Raw genomic sequence first — 16074 nt, 5'->3', positions numbered from 1 at the left:
TCCCAAGAGAACCAACCGGAACCACTCTATGAAGCGTCTCGAACTGGCCATCGAATCGATCATCCTTGCCTCGCGCTGGCTGCTGGTCGTTTTCTATCTCGGCCTGGGCGTGGCGCTGGCAATCTATGCGCTGTCTTTCGGCAAGAAGCTCTACGAGTTCGTCGCCATGACTTTCACGCTTGGCGACACCGACACGATCCTGAAGATGCTGGGGCTGATCGATGCCGCACTGGTCGCCTCGCTGGTCGTGATGGTCATCATCTCGGGCTACGAGAACTTCGTCAGCCGCTTCGACGATGAAGACGGTGGCGTGCATTGGCTGGGCACGATCGATGTCGGTTCGCTGAAGGTCAAGGTTGCCTCGACCATCGTTGCCATCTCTTCCATCCACCTCTTGCAGGTGTTCCTCAACTCGTCTTCCTATTCGACCGACCAGTTGATGTGGCTGACCATCATCCACCTCGCCTTCGTCGTCTCGGCCTTCATGCTCGCCTATATCGACCGGCTGATGGGCCTGAGCAAAGGCAAGAAGGACGAGGCGTGACGGCCACGCCCCTGTGCTTGTTGGCGTTGGGGAAAATTGATACCATCTATTGGTATTGGAGATTCATCATGCCCAAGAACACCTCCGTCACCCTAGGTGATCAGTACGATGCCTTTATCCAGCGGCAGATAGCGAACGGCCGTTTTGGGTCGGCAAGCGAAGCCGTTCGGGCCGGCCTTCGTCTTTTGGAAGAACAGGAACTCAAGCTTGAGCAACTCCGGTCTGCCATCGATGAGGGAGATATGTCAGGCGATCCAGAGCCATTCGACTTCGATGCCTTTCTGGAGTCAAAGAAGCGCGGATGAAGCGAACCGTCAGGTTCTCATCAAAAGCGAAAGCAGATCTTGACCAGATTTGGGACCATTCCCTGAAGGAATGGGGTCCCGAGCGAGCGGAGGCCTATATCCACGCCATTCGCTCAATCATAAATTTGATAGACCAATTTCCAGCGATGGCTAAAAATGCGGAGAATATTCGCCCCGGCTTGCTGAAATATGCCGTAGGCTCTCACGTGCTATTTCTGCGAATGGCCAATCGATCCATCGATGTTGTACGCGTCTTGCATCAGCGAATGGACTACCCTAGGCATCTTTAAAACGTATTCCTGATCTTAGTATCAGAATTCGCAAACACCTCGTCCGGCACGAAGAAGTCGCCAGCCAGCGGCCCGGTCGCGCCCGGCGCATAGATGGACAAATCGCTGACGCCCTCGGCGCGCAGCACCTCCTCGTCGATATAGAAATTGCCGGTCGCCTCGCGCGATGGCCGCATGAAGATCGCATGCGCGGCATCGGCCATGATGTCCGGCGAACGGCTCATCGCCGCCACAGTTGCGCCGCCGAGCAGATTGCGCACCGCCGCCGTGTCGATGGTCGAGAGCGGCCACAGCGAATTGACCGCGATGCCGTCCCTGGCGAACTCGGCGCTCATACCCAACGTGCACATCGACATGCCGAACTTTGCCATCGTGTAGGCGACGTGGTTCTTGAACCATTTGGCCTTCATGTCGAGCGGCGGCGCCAGATTCAAAATGTGAGGATTATTAGCCAACTTCAGGTGCGGAATGCACATTTTGGAGACGAGGAAGGTGCCGCGCGTGTTGATCTGGTGCATCAGATCGTAGCGCTTCATGTCGGTTTCCAGCGTGCCGGTGAGTTGGATGGCGCTGGCATTGTTGACGCAGATGTCGATGCCGCCGAACTTTTCGACGGTCCTTGAAACCGCCTCGGCAACCTGTGCTTCCTCGCGGATGTCGCACAGCACAGGCAGCGCCTTGCCGCCGGCCTGCTCGATCTCTTCAGCCGCGGTGTAGATCGTGCCCGGAAGCTTCGGATGCGGCTCGGCGGTCTTGGCGGCGATCGTCACATTGGCGCCGTCACGCGCGGCGCGCAGCGCGATCGCCAGCCCGATGCCGCGCGACCCGCCGGAGATGAACAGCGTCTTTCCCTTGAGCGACATTTCCTTGCGCCTCCCTTGCAACACAGCAGGCGCGAACCTTTGCGCGGCAGGCGACCACAGCGCAAGGTCCGACGCGCTGGACGCCGAGTTACGCTGCGTAGGGTTTGTGACTAAACCAGCACCAGCCCCTGGCGCATCGCGATGGCGATCGCGTCTGTGCGGTTGGCGGCACCCAGCTTGATCAGGATCGCGGCAACATGGAACTTCGCCGTGTGCACGGAAATGTTCAGCCGCCGCGCGATCACCTTGTTGGGTGCGCCCTCGGCCAGCAGCGCCAGCACTTCCGCCTCGCGCGGCGACAGCGAAGGCCGGGCGGCGTGCTCGTCGGAGGCTTCGTCGTCAAACGGCTCGCCATCGCCGGCCTCGCGGTCGCTGGCATGGAAATCCTCATGGCGCCCGCGTCCGCCATCGCTCGTTACGCGATAGCCGGCCGCCGCCAGCCGCGCTGCCGCTGCAATCAACAAATCGTCCGTGCCCGCAGGCATCACGGCCAACACCTCGCCAGCAGGCCGCTCGGCGCTGCCCGACAGCAGCACCCGTGGCGTGGAGGCCGGCACGGCATCACCGCTGCTGTCGTCAACGATGGCGACATCGGCGGTACCGCCGCCGGCCTCGACCGGCAGCAGGTCTTCGCTCGCGGCAAACGACGCAGCCAGGCGCTCGGCGCGAGCCGCGTCGCCAAGCGCAATCAGCACCACCAGCCGCCGTGAGGCGGCACCGTCATGCATGATCCGGTCGCTGGTGAGCGTGTCCATCACTCCTCTCAGGAAAGCGGCTTTTCGCCGATCGTCAGCGCGACATCGCGCTGTTCGCCGCCGCGCACGACACCGAGTGTCACGGCAACGCCGGCGCTGTCAGGCCCGAGCCTGCGGATCAGGTCGCGCGGGCCATGCACGGCCTCGCCATTCCATGCCACGATGATGTCGCCGAGCGAAAGACCGGCGGCCTTGGCCGGGCCCTCGTCGTCGAGGCTCATCACCATCGCGCCATGCGCGTCGCGGTCGCGCACCGGGTGCAGCCCGGCGCCGAGATAGCCGCGCGCGACGTGACCCTTTTCGCGCAAGGTCGCAACCGCCCGCTCGATCGTCTCGTAAGGCATCACCAGTGCCCGGTGGCGCGGCCCGAACAGCAGCATGCCGATCAGCGCGCCCTTGGCGTCGAGCACAGGACCGCCCTCGAAACGGCCGCCGGCGCCGATGGCAAGATTGATGCGCCGGTCGATGGTGCCGCCGCGCATCGAGCGCCAGGCCGGGCCGACCTCGCCGACAGAGCCCGACACGGCCAGTGCCGAACCCTGGCTGTTGCCGATGGCGATGGCGATGTTGCCGGGCCGTACCGCATCGGCCTTGACAAGTGAAGGCACCGTGGCCCCATCAGCCGGCTTCAGCAGGGCGACGCCGGTCGATGGATCGCGGCCGATGAGTTCGGCCTTCACCGTCTTGCCAGAGGCCAGCGTCAGCTCGATCTCCTCGCCAGCCTCGACGGCTTCCTCGGCGGTGACGAAATAGCCGTCGCTCCAATGGAAGGCGCTTGCCGTGCGATGATGATGCGTGGCGAAACTTGCAATTGCCGGCGCCGCCTTGGCGGCGAGATCGGCGATGGCCTGGGAAAACGCGCTCAGATTGAAATCGCTCATATTGGTCTCCTGGGTTTCTTCATGCCCCAGATATCGCTCGGCAGCGCGCTTGGAGGTACTCGCCTGACGGCTAGTTGGCGGTTTGACTGGCCATCTGGTCAGGTCGCGACGGTTCCAGCCGCTTCGCACATATAGTGCGTGTCGCGCAAAAGTGCTCAGCGGTTTTGGGATAACGACACGCACAGGAAAAAGCCTGAAAACACGGAGCCCGCCAATGGCCCTCGCCGCCGCCAAACTCCAAACCGACGACACGCTGCTCGACGCTTATTCGATGACGGTTGCCGACGCCGTCGACCGCATCGGCCCCGCCGTCTGCCGCATCGAGCGCATTGGCGGTCAGGGCGGCCATGGTTCCGGCTTCGTCATCGCGCCGGACGGACTGGTCGTCACCAATTTCCACGTCGTCGGCGACGCCAAGACAGTGCGTGTCTCGATGCCGGACGGCGCCTCCAGCGAGGGTCGCGTGCTTGGCCGCGATCCCGACACCGACATCGCGCTGGTTCGCGCCGACGGCAGCTTTGCCGATGTCGCTCCGCTTGGCGATTCCAAGCGGCTGCGGCGCGGCCAGATCGCCATTGCCATCGGCAATCCGCTCGGCTTCGAATGGACCGTCACCTCAGGCGTCGTCTCGGCGCTCGGCCGCTCGATGCGCGCCTCCACCTGCCGGCTGATCGACGATGTCATCCAGACCGACGCGGCACTCAACCCCGGCAATTCCGGCGGCCCGCTGGTGTCTTCGGCTGGCGAGGTTATCGGCGTCAACACCGCCATGATCCATGGCGCGCAAGGCATTGCTTTCGCCGTCGCCTCCAACACCGCCAATTTCGTCATCTCGGAGATCATCCGTTTCGGCCGTGTGCGCCGAGCCTTCATCGGCGTCTCCGCCGATACGACGAACCTGCCGCGCCGCGCAGCCCTCTTGTCGCAAGTCTCGACCAGCACGGCGGTGCGGCTGCGCAGTGTCGAGAAGAATGGCCCGGCGGCGAAGGCGGGCCTGAAGGAAGGCGACATCATCGCCGCCATCGACGGTCGCCCGGTCACCGGTGTCGACGATCTGGTGCGCCTGCTCGACGCCGAGCGCATCGGCCGCGAGACGCTGTGCACCGTCGTGCGCCGTACCGGCGTCAGCCAGGTGACGGTGACACCGGTGGCGCGCGGCTAAGGTCTCGCTGCTCGAGCACCCGCCCGAGCAGCGACACCAGTAACGCCGCCAGTTCGCCGGTCGGGTCGAGGTCGGGATCGAAGATCGTCATGTCCATGCCGATGCAGGCAGGACCGGCAACCAATGCGGACAGGATAGCGACAAGATCGTCGGGATCGATGCCGGGACTGCCGGGCGAATCCACCGCCGGCATCACCGTCTGATCGAGCACGTCAATGTCGAGATGCAGCCAGTAGGGAGACCGCGCCAGTGTTGCCCGGGTCCTTTTCAGCACCCTCGCCACGCCAAGCTCGCGCGCGGCAAAGACGTCGATCAGCGTCATGGCGGTGGAGTTGATGTCCGGCCAGGCGAAGTCGGCATCACGGCTCTCCCGTTCGCCGATCTGGATCACCCGTTCGTCGGCCACCAACGGCCTGACAATGCCTGGCCACTCGGTCAGCAGCGGTTCGCCGCGCCCGGTGGCGAGCGCGAGATCCATGCCGGCGGCCGAGCCGAGCGCGGCATCGGCATCGTAGTTGCCGGGATGACGGAAATCGCTGTGACCGTCGACATGCACCAGGGCCAGTGGACCGGACCGCCGTGCGGCCGCCAGCGCGCCAAGCAGGATCGAACAATCGCCGCCGACGATCAGTGGAAATTCGCCCTGCCCGATCGCGCCGGCGACAAACTCGGCAAGCTCCTGATTAAGCCGGCGGATCGCAGGGCCATTGCGCAGTCGGGTGCCCGGCTGCGGTTCGGTGCCGTAGGCGGGCCGTTGGAGATCGACCACCTTGGCGGGCGCAACCACCTCGACCAGGCCGGCCTCGCTCAGCGCCTGCGGCGCCCGCCATGTCCCCGGCACATGGCCGGGCCGCAGCGGGCGAAGACCAAGGTTGGACGGGGCGCGGATAAGGCAGATTTCACGCATGGAAGAGCCTAGGTTTGCCAAGCCCACCATAGGCCGCGAATGCCCGCCAGGTCACGCCGCCGGAGCCGCCGCCCATCTCTGCAGACAGTTCCTGCCAGCGACCCCATTCAGGCACCCTCGGTAAACTGCGCCTGAAACTCCGGGCTCGGCGGGATCGGCTTGATCACGTCGATCAACACGCCATTGGGGTCCTTGGTGATGAAATGGCGCTGGCCAAAGGGCTCGTCGCGCAGGCTGCACAAGATTGGCAGGCCGGCGGCGGTGATGCGTTCGTAGACGGCATCTGGGTTCCTGACCTCGAAATTGATCAGCAGACCAGATGTGCGGCCCCGCCCTTCTTCCGGGATCGTTTCATGATCGCCATGGACGATGCCAAGATTGACGCGGCGATCCTCGGCAGACTGCAAGTGCACGTACCAGTCGCTCTCGAACAGCGGCTTGAAGCCGAAATGCTTGATATAGAAGGCCTTTGTGGCGGCAACATCGCCTGTCATCAGCACCGGATAATAGCTCGTGGTCTTCATCTTTCCTTCTCCTGTCAAACAACATACAGTCTGCATGTAGATTGAATTAACATACAGGCTGCATGTATGCAACAGGAATCCGCGCGCCGTTCCAACCGTGACCGTACCGAGGCGACGCGCGCCGACTTGATCGCCGCGGCGCGCAAATTGTTCACGGAAAAATCCTATGCCGAGACCGGCACGCCCGAGATCGTCGCCGCCGCGGGCGTCACGCGCGGCGCGCTCTATCACCATTTTGCCGACAAGCAGGCGCTGTTCGCCGCCGTGGTTGAGCAGGAAGCGGCAGTTGTGGCTGACGAAATCGAGCGCGCCTCGCCGCCGTCGTTGTTTGCCCGCGACGCCCTGATCGCCGGTTCGGACGCCTATCTTGTCGCCATGCGCGCGCCCGGCCGCACGCGGCTGTTGCTGCTTGACGGGCCGGCCGTGCTTGGCCGCGCCGCCATGGACGCGATCGACAACCGGCATGGCAACCGCTCGCTGCGCGAGGGGCTTGTCGCGGCGATGCGGGCGCAGACGATGACGAGATTGCCGGTCGAGGCGCTGACCGCGCTGCTGGCTTCCGCCTTCGACCGTGCGGCCCTGGCCATCGAGGCCGGTGAGTCGGCCGAAGACTACCGCACCGTGCTCATGGCGCTGATTGATGGGCTCTCTCCAGGTCCTCGTCGTCAGGTATCTGGCCCGGCTCGAACTCATTGAAGCAGCCGAGCTGGCGTTTGAACTGCTCGATCAGCCAGGCCGCCGCCGGCTTCGGGCTGCTGTCGTTGCGATGCATGGCAAAAAGTGGCGAGTTCGCCTCCCTGAAAGCCTCGAGATCGAGTTCCACCAGCCGGCCGCTGGCCAGGTCGTCGGCGATCAGCCAGCGCGGCAGCCCGCCCCAGCCCAGCCCCTCGCACATCAGCATATGCTTGGTGCGCATATCCGTCAGCCGCCAGGTGCGATAGGCGAAAACACCGAAGTCGCGCCCCTTGGTGCGTTCGGACTGGTCGGTGACGACAAGCTGGATGTGTTCGCGCGCATCCTCGATCGCCACCGGCTTCGGCAGCAACGCCAGCGGGTGGCTTGGCGCGGCAGCCAGCACGATCGACATGAAGCCGATGCGCACAAGATGCACATCGTCGACTTCGCCCAGCAGGCCGCCAATGCCGAGATCGGCCTGCCCGCTGACGACGTGATCCGGGATCAACCCCAGCGAGCCTATGTGCAGGCGCAGCGTCACGGTCGGGAACTGGGCCTCGAATGCCTTCAGCACCCGAACCAATACTGGCGAGGGCAGTGCCGCATCGACCGACAGCGCGACTTCCGCCTCCAGCCCCTGATGGTAGCCGTCGGCTCGCGTGCGGATCCGCTGCAGCACGCCGACCATGCGTCGCGCATCCTCCAGCATCGCCCGGCCGATCTCGGTCAGTTGCGGCTCGCGCGTGCCCTCGCGCTCGAACAGCTTCAGTCCGAGCTGCGCCTCGAGATTGGCGATGCCATAGCTGATGACGGATTGCGCGCGGTTGAGCTTGCGGCCGGCGGCCGAGAAACTGCCGGCCTCGGCGACAGTCAAAAAGACCTGAAGTTGATCGAGCGTCGGGTTGGGCTGCATGACCATATCCACTTCATAGATGGATAGTATAGAAAATATGCCAGTTTTTCGAATGGGTCGATGGCCCCATATCCAGCGGGACAAATTAATACAACCCCCTGGAGAGCCCAAAATGTCTATCCTTCTCGTTACATCGAGCCCCCGCGGCACTGCCTCGCACTCGACCCGCATTGCTACTGAATTCGCTGAAAAGCTCCTCGCTGCCGATCCGTCGAACACGCTTGTCGTGCGCGACCTCGTCGCCAACCCGTTGCCGCATATCGACGCCGACTATTCGACCGGCATCTACACCCCGGCTGAAGCCCGCACCCCGCGCCAGGCTGAAGTCGTCGGCGTCTCCGACGTTGTGCTCGACGAACTGTTCGCCGCCGACACGGTGATCCTCGCCACCGGCTTCATCAACTTCAACATCTCCTCGACGCTGAAGTCCTGGGTGGATCACATCGCCCGCTCCGGCAAGAGCTTTGCCTATGGCGAGAACGGCCCCAAGGGCCTCGTCACCGGCAAGAAGGTCTATATCGTGCTGGCTTCGGGCGGCATTTATTCCGAAGGCGCGGCCGTCCAGTTCGATCACGCCATTCCCTATCTGCGCGGCGTGCTCGGCTTCCTCGGCATGACCGATGTCGACGTCATCCGCATCGAAGGCGTCGGCATGGGCCCTGACGCGGTCACCGCCGCGCTCGCCAAGGCGACTGCCAAGGTCGATGCCGTGGTGGCGGCCAGCCAGCAGGTCTCTGCGGCCGCATAAGCCATCAATCGTCGAAATTGAAAGGCAGGCGCCTGGCGCCTGCCTTTTTTGTGGTCAAGCGTCCTTTGCCTCAGCGACAATATCCGTCGTGTCTTGCGCGATCTCGGGCAAAGGCGGCAACACCACAGCCGGATGCCGGCCTTCGCGCAGCATGAGCCCGAGACTGTAGTCCACGGCCAGCTTCATCGCACCAAGCGCGGTGCCGCCGTCTCCCAGCGAACTGACGGCGATGCGTGTCGGCCACGCAAGTTCTGCCGCGACGCGCTCGACATTTTCCGTCATCAGCGGGTTTCTGCCAACGCCGCCGCCAAGCACGATCAGGCCGGGGTCGAGCATACCGATGCAGCCGGCCGCCAGTCTGCCGATATCGGCGGCATGACGCTCGACAGCCGCCAGCGCAGACGCCGAACCCTCTCGGGCGCGCGCGAACAGATCCTTGGCCGAGTCGGGCGGCGCGCCTTCCTGCAAGGGCCAGCCGACACGGCATCGCTCGATCAGCGCCCGCGAGCCGAGATAATGTTCGAGCCCTTCACGATAGGGCGTCTCGCTGACGGACCACGGAAACGGCATGCGGCCGATTTCGCCGGCGGCGCCGCCGGCGCCGCGAAACAACCGTCCCTCGGTGATGAAGCCAAGGCCAACCCGCACGCCAACTTGCAGGAAGGCGAAGGTCTGGTGGCCCTCCGCGGCGCCGTAATGCATTTCGCCAATGGCGGCGCAGTTGACGTTGTTTTCCAGGATGATCGGCACTTCGACATCGCGCCGCAGCAGGCCAAGCACGGCCGACGGTCCGCCCGGCCGGTCGAAGCGGTCGTTGGAAACAATACGCGGCACCGCCACGGCAACGGCGCGCAGCGCACGAAAACTCTTACCCACCTTGCCCATGGTGGCATGAGTAACCGACAGCACGATCGCGCCGACGTCGTCGGGGTGGCTGGATTTGGCCTCCGGTATCGGCTCCTCCGCCGCCGACAACGGCTGCCCGTCCATCGAATAAGCGACAGCGCGCACCTGGGCTGCGCCGACATCGACGCCGATCGCATAGCCCGCGCCCGGACCGATGCCATAGATGGTTGCCGTGCGGCCAATGGCGCCGCGCTCCAGCCCGCGCGAGGCGACAAGCCCCAGTTCGCTCAATTCCGAAACCGCGGCCGACATGGTCGGCTTCGACAGGTCGAGCATCGCTCCGAGCTTCGGCCGCGTCACAGGCCCATGCGCGGCGAGCACACGCAGCACGGCGCGGGCACTGTCGGTCAGATTGGGGATTTCCGCAGCCGCCATCTCTGCCTTTCGAGCTTTGCCCTGCAAATCCTGTTGCCGTCCGCGAGAGCGAACACCGCCGCGACTCACACCTCTTCAATGCCTCATTGCCGGGCGGTTTGGCAATTTTCTCGATATCTGGCGGTTACTTCAGACTTCGGTCGGCGACCAAGGCTTCAGCTTGATATCGGTCTGGCGGTAACGGAAAACGATATCCGTGAGGCCAGCGGCATCCTGCATGTCGCCGACGATAAGCTGGATGGCGATGATCTCCAGGATGGCGTCGGCGATGGCGTTGCCAAGGGCGGGAATGGAGATCACCACCAGCCTGTCTGCAGAAGCGACATCCGTCCGCCGCGTCACCAGCACCGAGGGGCAGCCGAACCCGGCGACATCGGTGGCGATCTTGACCTCGCGGCCGTCGCCGATGGCGATCAGTCCGGTCGCCGCATCCTGCGATTCCATCGGCCCATGCAGGTAGTTCAGCGTGTCCCATCCCGATGCCGGTACCCGAACCGCCTCACGGATCAGCATCGCCGCCTCGCCGGCATTGGCGAAGCTGACACCTGCGCCGACGATATCGATGGATGTCCTGCCCTGCAGCAGCCGTGCCGCCTGGCCGGCCGCCTGCTCGGCACCGGAAAGAACAGTGGCGACCGCGATTGGCAAACGCGCCCAGTCGAAGCTGTTGCCGGCGAGCCTGTCGATCAGCATGCCAAGCGCCAGCAAGGTGCCGGTATAGCCAGTCGAACTCGCACCATTGTCGGCGCCCGAATCCGTGGCAAGCACGGCGCCGGTCAGATCAGCCAGCGGATTGTCGCTGCCACGGCATACAGCCAGCCGCGGTGCCTCCGACGCCTCTTGCATGACATCGGAAATTTCGCGGCTCTGCCCCGAGGCCGAAAGCGCGATGAAGGCATCCGCTGCGGCATCCGTGTGGCCATAGAGATCGGTCGGCGTGTAAGCGAAGGCCCGCATGCCGCACGCGCGCAGATAAAGCGCCCCGGCAAGGGCGGCCTGATAGCTGGCGCCAATGCCGGCAAGCCCGATCGCCTTGCCGGCAAGGACGTCGAGATCGAGACCATCGAGCGACCTGGCCACCGAACGCCTGCCGATCTCAAGACTTTCCGTCTGGCGCGCCACTGCCTGGCGGTAGCCGATACGCTTCATCATTCAAACGGCTCCGATCTGTGAAGACACACCTTGGCCGGCAAGCAGCCGCCTGGCCAGCGCGACCCCGCCGAGCACCGGCGGTTCGCGTAGTAGCAGCACCTTGCTCCGTGGCGAGACTTTTGCCATCGCGTCGACAAATGCCGTCATCAACATCGGCTGCTCTGCTATGACGCCACCGCCGGCCACCACAAGGGCCGGATTGGCGCCGCGCTCGATCAGCAGTTCGACCAATGCGGCAAGCCCTGCCCCGCCTTCCCTGATCACACGGACAGCCAGCGCCGAGCCGGCGATCGCCGCGTCGAAAACGGCATTGGCATGGCGACCCCAGACCGCCGCGCCGCGCGTTTCGTTGAGCAGGATGCCAAGCTTGGTCTGGTCGTCAGTGCCAAGTTCGCGCATCAGCGCTCCAATCAGCGGGTCGCTGCCATCCTCGCCACGGTCGAGCGCGCGGCGGATTGCCTTGGCCGCCTCACGCACAAGGGCAGGCGCGCTGCCTTCGTCACCAAGGATCCAGCCCCAGCCGCCGGCAGCCAGCATCTTGCCTTCAGCCGTGCGTGCGACCGCAATCGAGCCGGTGCCCGAGACGACGCCGATGCCGTCGACATGGCCAGCGGCGGGCACCATCAGTTCGGCATCGTTGACGACCTGCACCGCGCCGCCGGTCCTGGCCGCCAGCAACGCCTGGAAGCGAAGGCACTGTTCACCCGTGTCGCAGCCATGTGCGCCGACCGCCAGGGCAGCGGGCGCCATGCCGCCACACAGATTGACGACGATGCCGGCCAGCTTCGTGGCATCGGCCTCCATCTCACGGATGCGCCAGGTCTCGGTCACCAGCACCTCGTCGGCGATCGTACGTTCGCCCAGGCACACCATGATGCGCGTCTTGGTGCCGCCGATATCCACGCCTGCAATTATTTTCTGGGTCAACGACATCCACCGCACAAGCCGGACGAAGCGGGTTGCCGCGTCCATTCCATATTAGTTAGGAAACTTTACAAACTATCTTTCCAGACGGCAAGAACTATGATTTGATAATCGTCGTAAAAAGCGCATCAAGCGCATTGGGAGATTGCAACATGAGCAGGAGAAGGATTGGCCTGGCCCTCGCGGCCGCGTCTTTCGCATGGGGACTCGCAGCAAGCGTGGCGCATGCTACCGACATCTCGTTCTGGACGTGGCGCCAGGAAGACAAGGCCGCCTACAACGAACTTTTCGCCGATTTCACCAAGGCCAACCCGGACATCCATGTGAAGTTCGAGTCCTTCCCGGACGAGAACTATCCGACGATCGTCTCGACGGCGCTGGCGGCCGGCAAGGGCGGTGACGTCATCCACACCCACGCTTATGGCTGGCTGGAGCAGTTCGTGAAGGCCGGCTATTTCGAGCCGCAGGACATGACCACCGTGCCCTCGCTCGCCAACCAGCCCGCCGACGCACTGGTGGCCGGCACCTACCGCGCCGACAAGAAGGTCTATTCCCTGCCCTTCGCCTCGCAGACGCTCGGTCTGTTCATCAACAAGGATGTCTTCGCCAAGGCCGGGCTGACCCCTCCGACTACATGGGATGAGTTCATCACCGTCAGCAAGGCGCTCAAGGAAAAGGGCATCTATCCCCTGGCCAACGGCATGGGCACAAGCTGGTTCAACGAGATGTTCGTGGCCATCTTCACCAACCCCTTCCTCGGCCAGGACTTTGTCACCGACCTGACTTCGGGCAAGACTACCTTCAAGGACCCGCGCTATGTCGCTGCACTCGGCAAGCTGCTCGAGCTGCGCGACTACATGCCTCCCGGCTTTGAAGGCATAGACTATGAAACCGCGGGCCAGCTGTTCATCAGCGGCAAGGCGGCGATGCTGGCCGGCGGCAGCTTTGATATCGCCACCTACAGGACCCAGAACCCGGCGATCAACATGGACTTCGTTGCGCCGCCAATGGCCAAGGCCGGCGACACGCCACAAGTGACGAAATTCTTCGACGGCGGTTATGCCGTCAACGCCAAGTCGGCCAACAAGGAGGCCGCGCTCAAGCTGGTCAACTGGATGGGCACCAAGGAGTTCGGCGACAAGTTCTCGGCCTTGCTCGGCAACATCTCGCCCATCAAAGGCGTCGTCATCAAGGACGAACTGCTCGCCCACGTCGCCAAGTTGAACGAAACGGCCATGCCGCATATCAATGTCGTCTACTTCCGTTTCGAGAAGCCGACGGGATCGGAGCTGCTGCAGGGCGACATCACCAAGATGATGTCGGGTTCGATCACCCCGGACCAGTTGGCCGCCGACCTGACCAACGGGCTCGCCAAGTGGTACAAGCCTTTCCAGGGCAAGTGAAATGAACAACGGCCGGCGCCACACTGCAAAAGCCTTCCCGTGGCGCCGGTCACTCTGGATCGCATCACTGCTGACGCCGGCCCTGGTGGTCATGGTGCTGTTCGTACTCTGGCCCCTGCTGTCGGCCTTCCGCCTTGCCTTCTATGAGTTCAACGGCTTGCAGCCCACCGGCTTCGTCGGCTTCGAGAACTTCCGCAAGGTGTTGTTCGAGACGCCGTATAGCGACTGGACCTACAATGCGCTGAAGCACAACATCATCGCCTTCGTGGCACTGATGGTGTTCGAGAATGGCACTGCGTTCCTGCTCGCCTACGCATTGTTGAAGGCGTTGCCCGGCCATCGCATCCATCAGGTTATCGTCTTTCTTCCTGTCGTGCTGTCGGCGGTCATCGTCGGCTTCCTGTGGAAACTGTTCCTGCATCCGCTGTTCGGGCTGGTGAACCAGACGCTGGCGCTTGTCGGCATCGGCGCCATCCCGTGGCTTGGCAATGAATCGACCGCGTTGGGCAGCATCCTGTTCACCAACATCTGGCACTGGCTCGGTTTCCCGACTTTGGTGTTGCTGGCCGGCATGCAGCGCGTCGGCAAGGAAGTGATCGAGGCCGCCCGTCTCGACGGCGCCGGCGACTATGTGCTGATGACCCGGATCATTTGGCCGTTGATTGCGCCGAGCGTCACCATCGTCACCATCCTGACCTTCATCGGCAGCTTCAACTGGTTCGAAATCCCCTATGTCATGGCTGGCCTTACCGGCTCACCCGGCGGCGCCACCGATGTGCTCGGCCTCTATTTCTACCGCACCGCCTTTGGCAGTACGACGACGGGCATCCAGGATTTCGGCCAGGGCAGCGCACTGGCCGTGATAATGTTCATCATCGTTGCCGGCGTCACCGCAATCGCGCTTCGCTACCTGCGCCGTCGCGAGATCGAACTGTGAGCGCAGCAGCCGGCAGCCGGGACCGCGGCGAATTGTTGAAGAACGGCGCCATCCAGCTGATGCTGGCGCTCAATGCCGTCATCATGATCTATCCGCTGTTCGTCATGGTGATCTCGTCCTTCAAGACCAATGCGGAGATATTCAGTTCGCCCTTCGCCATGCCGTCGAGCTTTTCGCTGACCAATGCCGAACGTGTGTGGACCGAGACCAACTTCGTCCGCTACCTCGCCAATTCGGTCGGCATCACCACGGCAGCGGTGGCTCTGATCCTCTTGTTCAGCACCATGGCCGCCTATGCGATCGCCCGCTACCAGTTCAGGCTGAGCGCGCTGGTGCTGATGTTTTTCCTGAGCGGCATGACCGTGCCGTTGAAACTGGCGATCATCCCCCTGTTCATCCAGCTGGATACGCTGGGACTGGTCGACAGCTATGCCGGCCTGGTGCTGGTCTATGTCGCCATGGGCATTCCTTCTGCGGTGTTCATCATGACCGGCTTCCTCAGAACCTTGCCGCGCGAGCTGGAGGAATCGGCGCGCATGGACGGCGCCAGCGAATTTCGCATCATGCGCTCGATCATGCTGCCGCTGGCGCGCCCAGCTCTGGTCATCGTCGCGATCCAGAACGCGGTTCCGATCTGGAACGATTTCTTCTTCCCGCTGGTGCTGATCACGTCGGACGATCTCAAGACCCTGCCGCAGGGCCTCACCGTCTTCGTCGGCGAGTTCACCACCGACTGGGGCGTGCTGTTCACCGGACTGACGCTGGCGGCACTGCCCATCACCTTGCTCTACATCGTGCTCTCGAAGCAGTTCATCTCGGGCATGACCCAAGGCGCGGTCAAATAGGGCGCGGTCAAATAGACGAGGATCCTTTCAAGTGGCCAACCAGAACAAGATCATCATCACCTGCGCAGTTACCGGCTCGATCCATACGCCGTCGATGTCGCCGCACCTGCCGGTGAGCGCCGAGCAGATCGCACAGGCCGCGATCGAAGCCGCCGAGGCAGGTGCCGCCATCGTCCATCTGCATGCGCGCAATCCCGCCGATGGCCGTCCCGACCAGTCGACTGAGGCCTTTGCACCCTTCTTGCAGGTGATCAAGCAGCGCTCGGACTGCGTGATCAACATCACCACCGGCGGTGCCGCGACGATGAGCGTCGAGGAACGGGTCAAGCCGGCGGCGACCTTTGCGCCGGAAGTCGCCTCGCTCAACATGGGCTCGATGAATTTCGGCCTCTATCCCATGCTGGAGCGTTTCAAGACCTTCGAGCACGAATGGGAGCGGCCATATCTCGAAGGGTCGCGCGATCGCATCTTCCGCAACACCTTTGGCGACATCGAATACATCCTGCGCACCTGCGCGGAAAACGGCACGCGTTTTGAAATCGAGTGCTACGACATCGGCCATCTCTACACGCTCGCCCATTTCGTCGAGCGCGGCCTGGTCAAGGCGCCGTTCTTCGTCCAGAGCGTGTTCGGCATCCTCGGCGGCATCGGCATTCATCCGGAGGATGTCGCACATATGAAACGCACCGCCGATCGCCTGTTCGGCAATGACTACCACTGGTCGGTGCTGGGCGCCGGGCGCAGTCAGTTGCCCATCGCCACCCAGGCGATTGCGCTGGGCGGCAATGTGCGGGTCGGGCTGGAGGATTCCCTGTGGATCGGCAAGGGCCAGCTGGCGAAATCCAGCGCCGAACAGGTGCGCAAGGTGCGCCAGATCATCGAGGGGCTCGGCGCCTCTGTGGCCACCCCCGACGAGGCGCGGCAGATCCTGCAACTCAAGGGCGGCGACAAGGTCTCTTTCTGAG

19 protein-coding genes are annotated in these 16074 nt (G+C 63.5%); 10 read left to right on the top strand and 9 right to left on the bottom strand.

The genetic code is table 11. The features are described from left to right. Positions 1-28: 28 nt before the first annotated feature. The 3 genes from AC1DZP_RS05255 to AC1DZP_RS05245 all read left to right on the top strand — a co-directional run bounded on the left by AC1DZP_RS05255 (position 29) and on the right by AC1DZP_RS05245 (position 1139). Entirely contained in the window at positions 29-544 is a 516-nt protein-coding gene (locus AC1DZP_RS05255; protein WP_477300597.1) for a TIGR00645 family protein, read from the top strand. Between the two features lie 68 nt (positions 545-612). Next, on the top strand, positions 613-849 hold the full coding sequence (locus tag AC1DZP_RS05250; protein WP_477300595.1) for a type II toxin-antitoxin system ParD family antitoxin: 237 nt from the start codon (positions 613-615) through the stop codon (positions 847-849). Next, on the top strand, positions 846-1139 hold the full coding sequence (locus tag AC1DZP_RS05245; RefSeq protein WP_477300593.1) for a type II toxin-antitoxin system RelE/ParE family toxin: 294 nt from the start codon (positions 846-848) through the stop codon (positions 1137-1139). Before AC1DZP_RS05250 ends, AC1DZP_RS05245 begins: the two co-directional genes overlap by 4 nt. Here AC1DZP_RS05245 and AC1DZP_RS05240 read toward each other — a convergent pair. From AC1DZP_RS05240 to AC1DZP_RS05230, 3 genes are all read right to left on the bottom strand, one after another. Then, on the bottom strand, positions 1136-2002 hold the full coding sequence (locus AC1DZP_RS05240; protein ID WP_477300591.1) for an SDR family oxidoreductase: 867 nt from the start codon (positions 2000-2002) through the stop codon (positions 1136-1138). The genes AC1DZP_RS05245 and AC1DZP_RS05240 overlap by 4 nt on opposite strands. A gap of 110 nt (positions 2003-2112) precedes the next feature. After that, positions 2113-2757 (bottom strand): response regulator transcription factor, encoded by a 645-nt coding sequence (locus AC1DZP_RS05235; protein WP_477300589.1) that lies wholly within the window; start codon positions 2755-2757, stop codon positions 2113-2115. A gap of 8 nt (positions 2758-2765) precedes the next feature. After that, on the bottom strand, positions 2766-3638 hold the full coding sequence (locus AC1DZP_RS05230) for a S1C family serine protease (protein WP_477300587.1): 873 nt from the start codon (positions 3636-3638) through the stop codon (positions 2766-2768). 214 nt (positions 3639-3852) lie between these two features. Between AC1DZP_RS05230 and AC1DZP_RS05225 the strand changes: the two genes are divergently transcribed. Continuing rightward, positions 3853-4800: a S1C family serine protease gene (locus tag AC1DZP_RS05225; RefSeq protein ID WP_477300586.1), complete on the top strand. Its 948-nt coding sequence runs from the start codon at positions 3853-3855 to the stop codon at positions 4798-4800. Here the strand turns inward: AC1DZP_RS05225 and AC1DZP_RS05220 are convergent. Then, positions 4763-5707 carry an arginase family protein gene (locus AC1DZP_RS05220; protein WP_477300584.1) on the bottom strand — a complete coding sequence of 315 codons (945 nt, stop codon included), beginning with the start codon at positions 5705-5707 and terminating at the stop codon, positions 4763-4765. The two genes, AC1DZP_RS05225 and AC1DZP_RS05220, sit on opposite strands and share 38 nt — an antisense overlap. Before the next feature lie 107 nt (positions 5708-5814). After that, entirely contained in the window at positions 5815-6231 is a 417-nt protein-coding gene (locus AC1DZP_RS05215) for a VOC family protein (RefSeq protein WP_477282587.1), read from the bottom strand. Positions 6232-6297: 66 nt separating this feature from the next. On the opposite strand from AC1DZP_RS05215, the gene AC1DZP_RS05210 reads away from it, so the two are divergent. Further along, a complete protein-coding gene (locus AC1DZP_RS05210; RefSeq protein WP_477300582.1) occupies positions 6298-6927 on the top strand; it encodes a TetR/AcrR family transcriptional regulator in 630 nt (209 codons plus the stop codon). Here the strand turns inward: AC1DZP_RS05210 and AC1DZP_RS05205 are convergent. Continuing rightward, positions 6857-7819, bottom strand: a complete 963-nt coding sequence (locus tag AC1DZP_RS05205; RefSeq protein ID WP_477300580.1) for a LysR family transcriptional regulator — start codon at positions 7817-7819, stop codon at positions 6857-6859. The two genes, AC1DZP_RS05210 and AC1DZP_RS05205, sit on opposite strands and share 71 nt — an antisense overlap. A 112-nt stretch (positions 7820-7931) precedes the next feature. On the opposite strand from AC1DZP_RS05205, the gene AC1DZP_RS05200 reads away from it, so the two are divergent. Further along, positions 7932-8567 carry an FMN-dependent NADH-azoreductase gene (locus tag AC1DZP_RS05200; RefSeq protein ID WP_477228109.1) on the top strand — a complete coding sequence of 212 codons (636 nt, stop codon included), beginning with the start codon at positions 7932-7934 and terminating at the stop codon, positions 8565-8567. 54 nt (positions 8568-8621) lie between these two features. Here the strand turns inward: AC1DZP_RS05200 and AC1DZP_RS05195 are convergent, their stop codons facing one another. The 3 genes from AC1DZP_RS05195 to AC1DZP_RS05185 all read right to left on the bottom strand — a co-directional run bounded on the left by AC1DZP_RS05195 (position 8622) and on the right by AC1DZP_RS05185 (position 11927). Beyond that, complete coding sequence (locus AC1DZP_RS05195; RefSeq protein ID WP_477300578.1) at positions 8622-9848, bottom strand: ROK family transcriptional regulator; 1227 nt, start codon at positions 9846-9848, stop codon at positions 8622-8624. A 129-nt stretch (positions 9849-9977) separates the two neighbouring features. Continuing rightward, positions 9978-11000 carry an SIS domain-containing protein gene (locus AC1DZP_RS05190; RefSeq protein WP_477300576.1) on the bottom strand — a complete coding sequence of 341 codons (1023 nt, stop codon included), beginning with the start codon at positions 10998-11000 and terminating at the stop codon, positions 9978-9980. Beyond that, positions 11001-11927, bottom strand: coding sequence for a BadF/BadG/BcrA/BcrD ATPase family protein (locus AC1DZP_RS05185; RefSeq protein WP_477300575.1), 927 nt, complete (start codon positions 11925-11927; stop codon positions 11001-11003). 149 nt (positions 11928-12076) lie between these two features. Here AC1DZP_RS05185 and AC1DZP_RS05180 point away from each other — a divergent pair, with 149 nt between their 5' ends. From AC1DZP_RS05180 to kce, 4 genes are read left to right on the top strand one after another with little or no spacing between them, the layout of a single operon-like run. Further along, positions 12077-13327, top strand: coding sequence for an extracellular solute-binding protein (locus AC1DZP_RS05180; protein ID WP_457155289.1), 1251 nt, complete (start codon positions 12077-12079; stop codon positions 13325-13327). 1 nt (position 13328) lies between these two features. Continuing rightward, positions 13329-14264 (top strand): carbohydrate ABC transporter permease, encoded by a 936-nt coding sequence (locus tag AC1DZP_RS05175; RefSeq protein ID WP_477300573.1) that lies wholly within the window; start codon positions 13329-13331, stop codon positions 14262-14264. Continuing rightward, positions 14261-15109, top strand: coding sequence for a carbohydrate ABC transporter permease (locus tag AC1DZP_RS05170; protein WP_477300571.1), 849 nt, complete (start codon positions 14261-14263; stop codon positions 15107-15109). The genes AC1DZP_RS05175 and AC1DZP_RS05170 overlap by 4 nt, the downstream gene beginning before the upstream one ends. A 31-nt stretch (positions 15110-15140) precedes the next feature. Further along, a complete protein-coding gene (gene kce, locus AC1DZP_RS05165) occupies positions 15141-16073 on the top strand; it encodes a 3,5-dioxohexanoate:acetyl-CoA acetone transferase (RefSeq protein ID WP_477300569.1) in 933 nt (310 codons plus the stop codon). The last annotated feature ends 1 nt before the right edge of the window (position 16074 follow it).

The organism is Mesorhizobium sp. P2_F8, from assembly GCF_056403655.1.
Note: the sequence above shows the minus strand (reverse complement) of the source record. Positions and strands in the feature narration are given on the sequence as shown.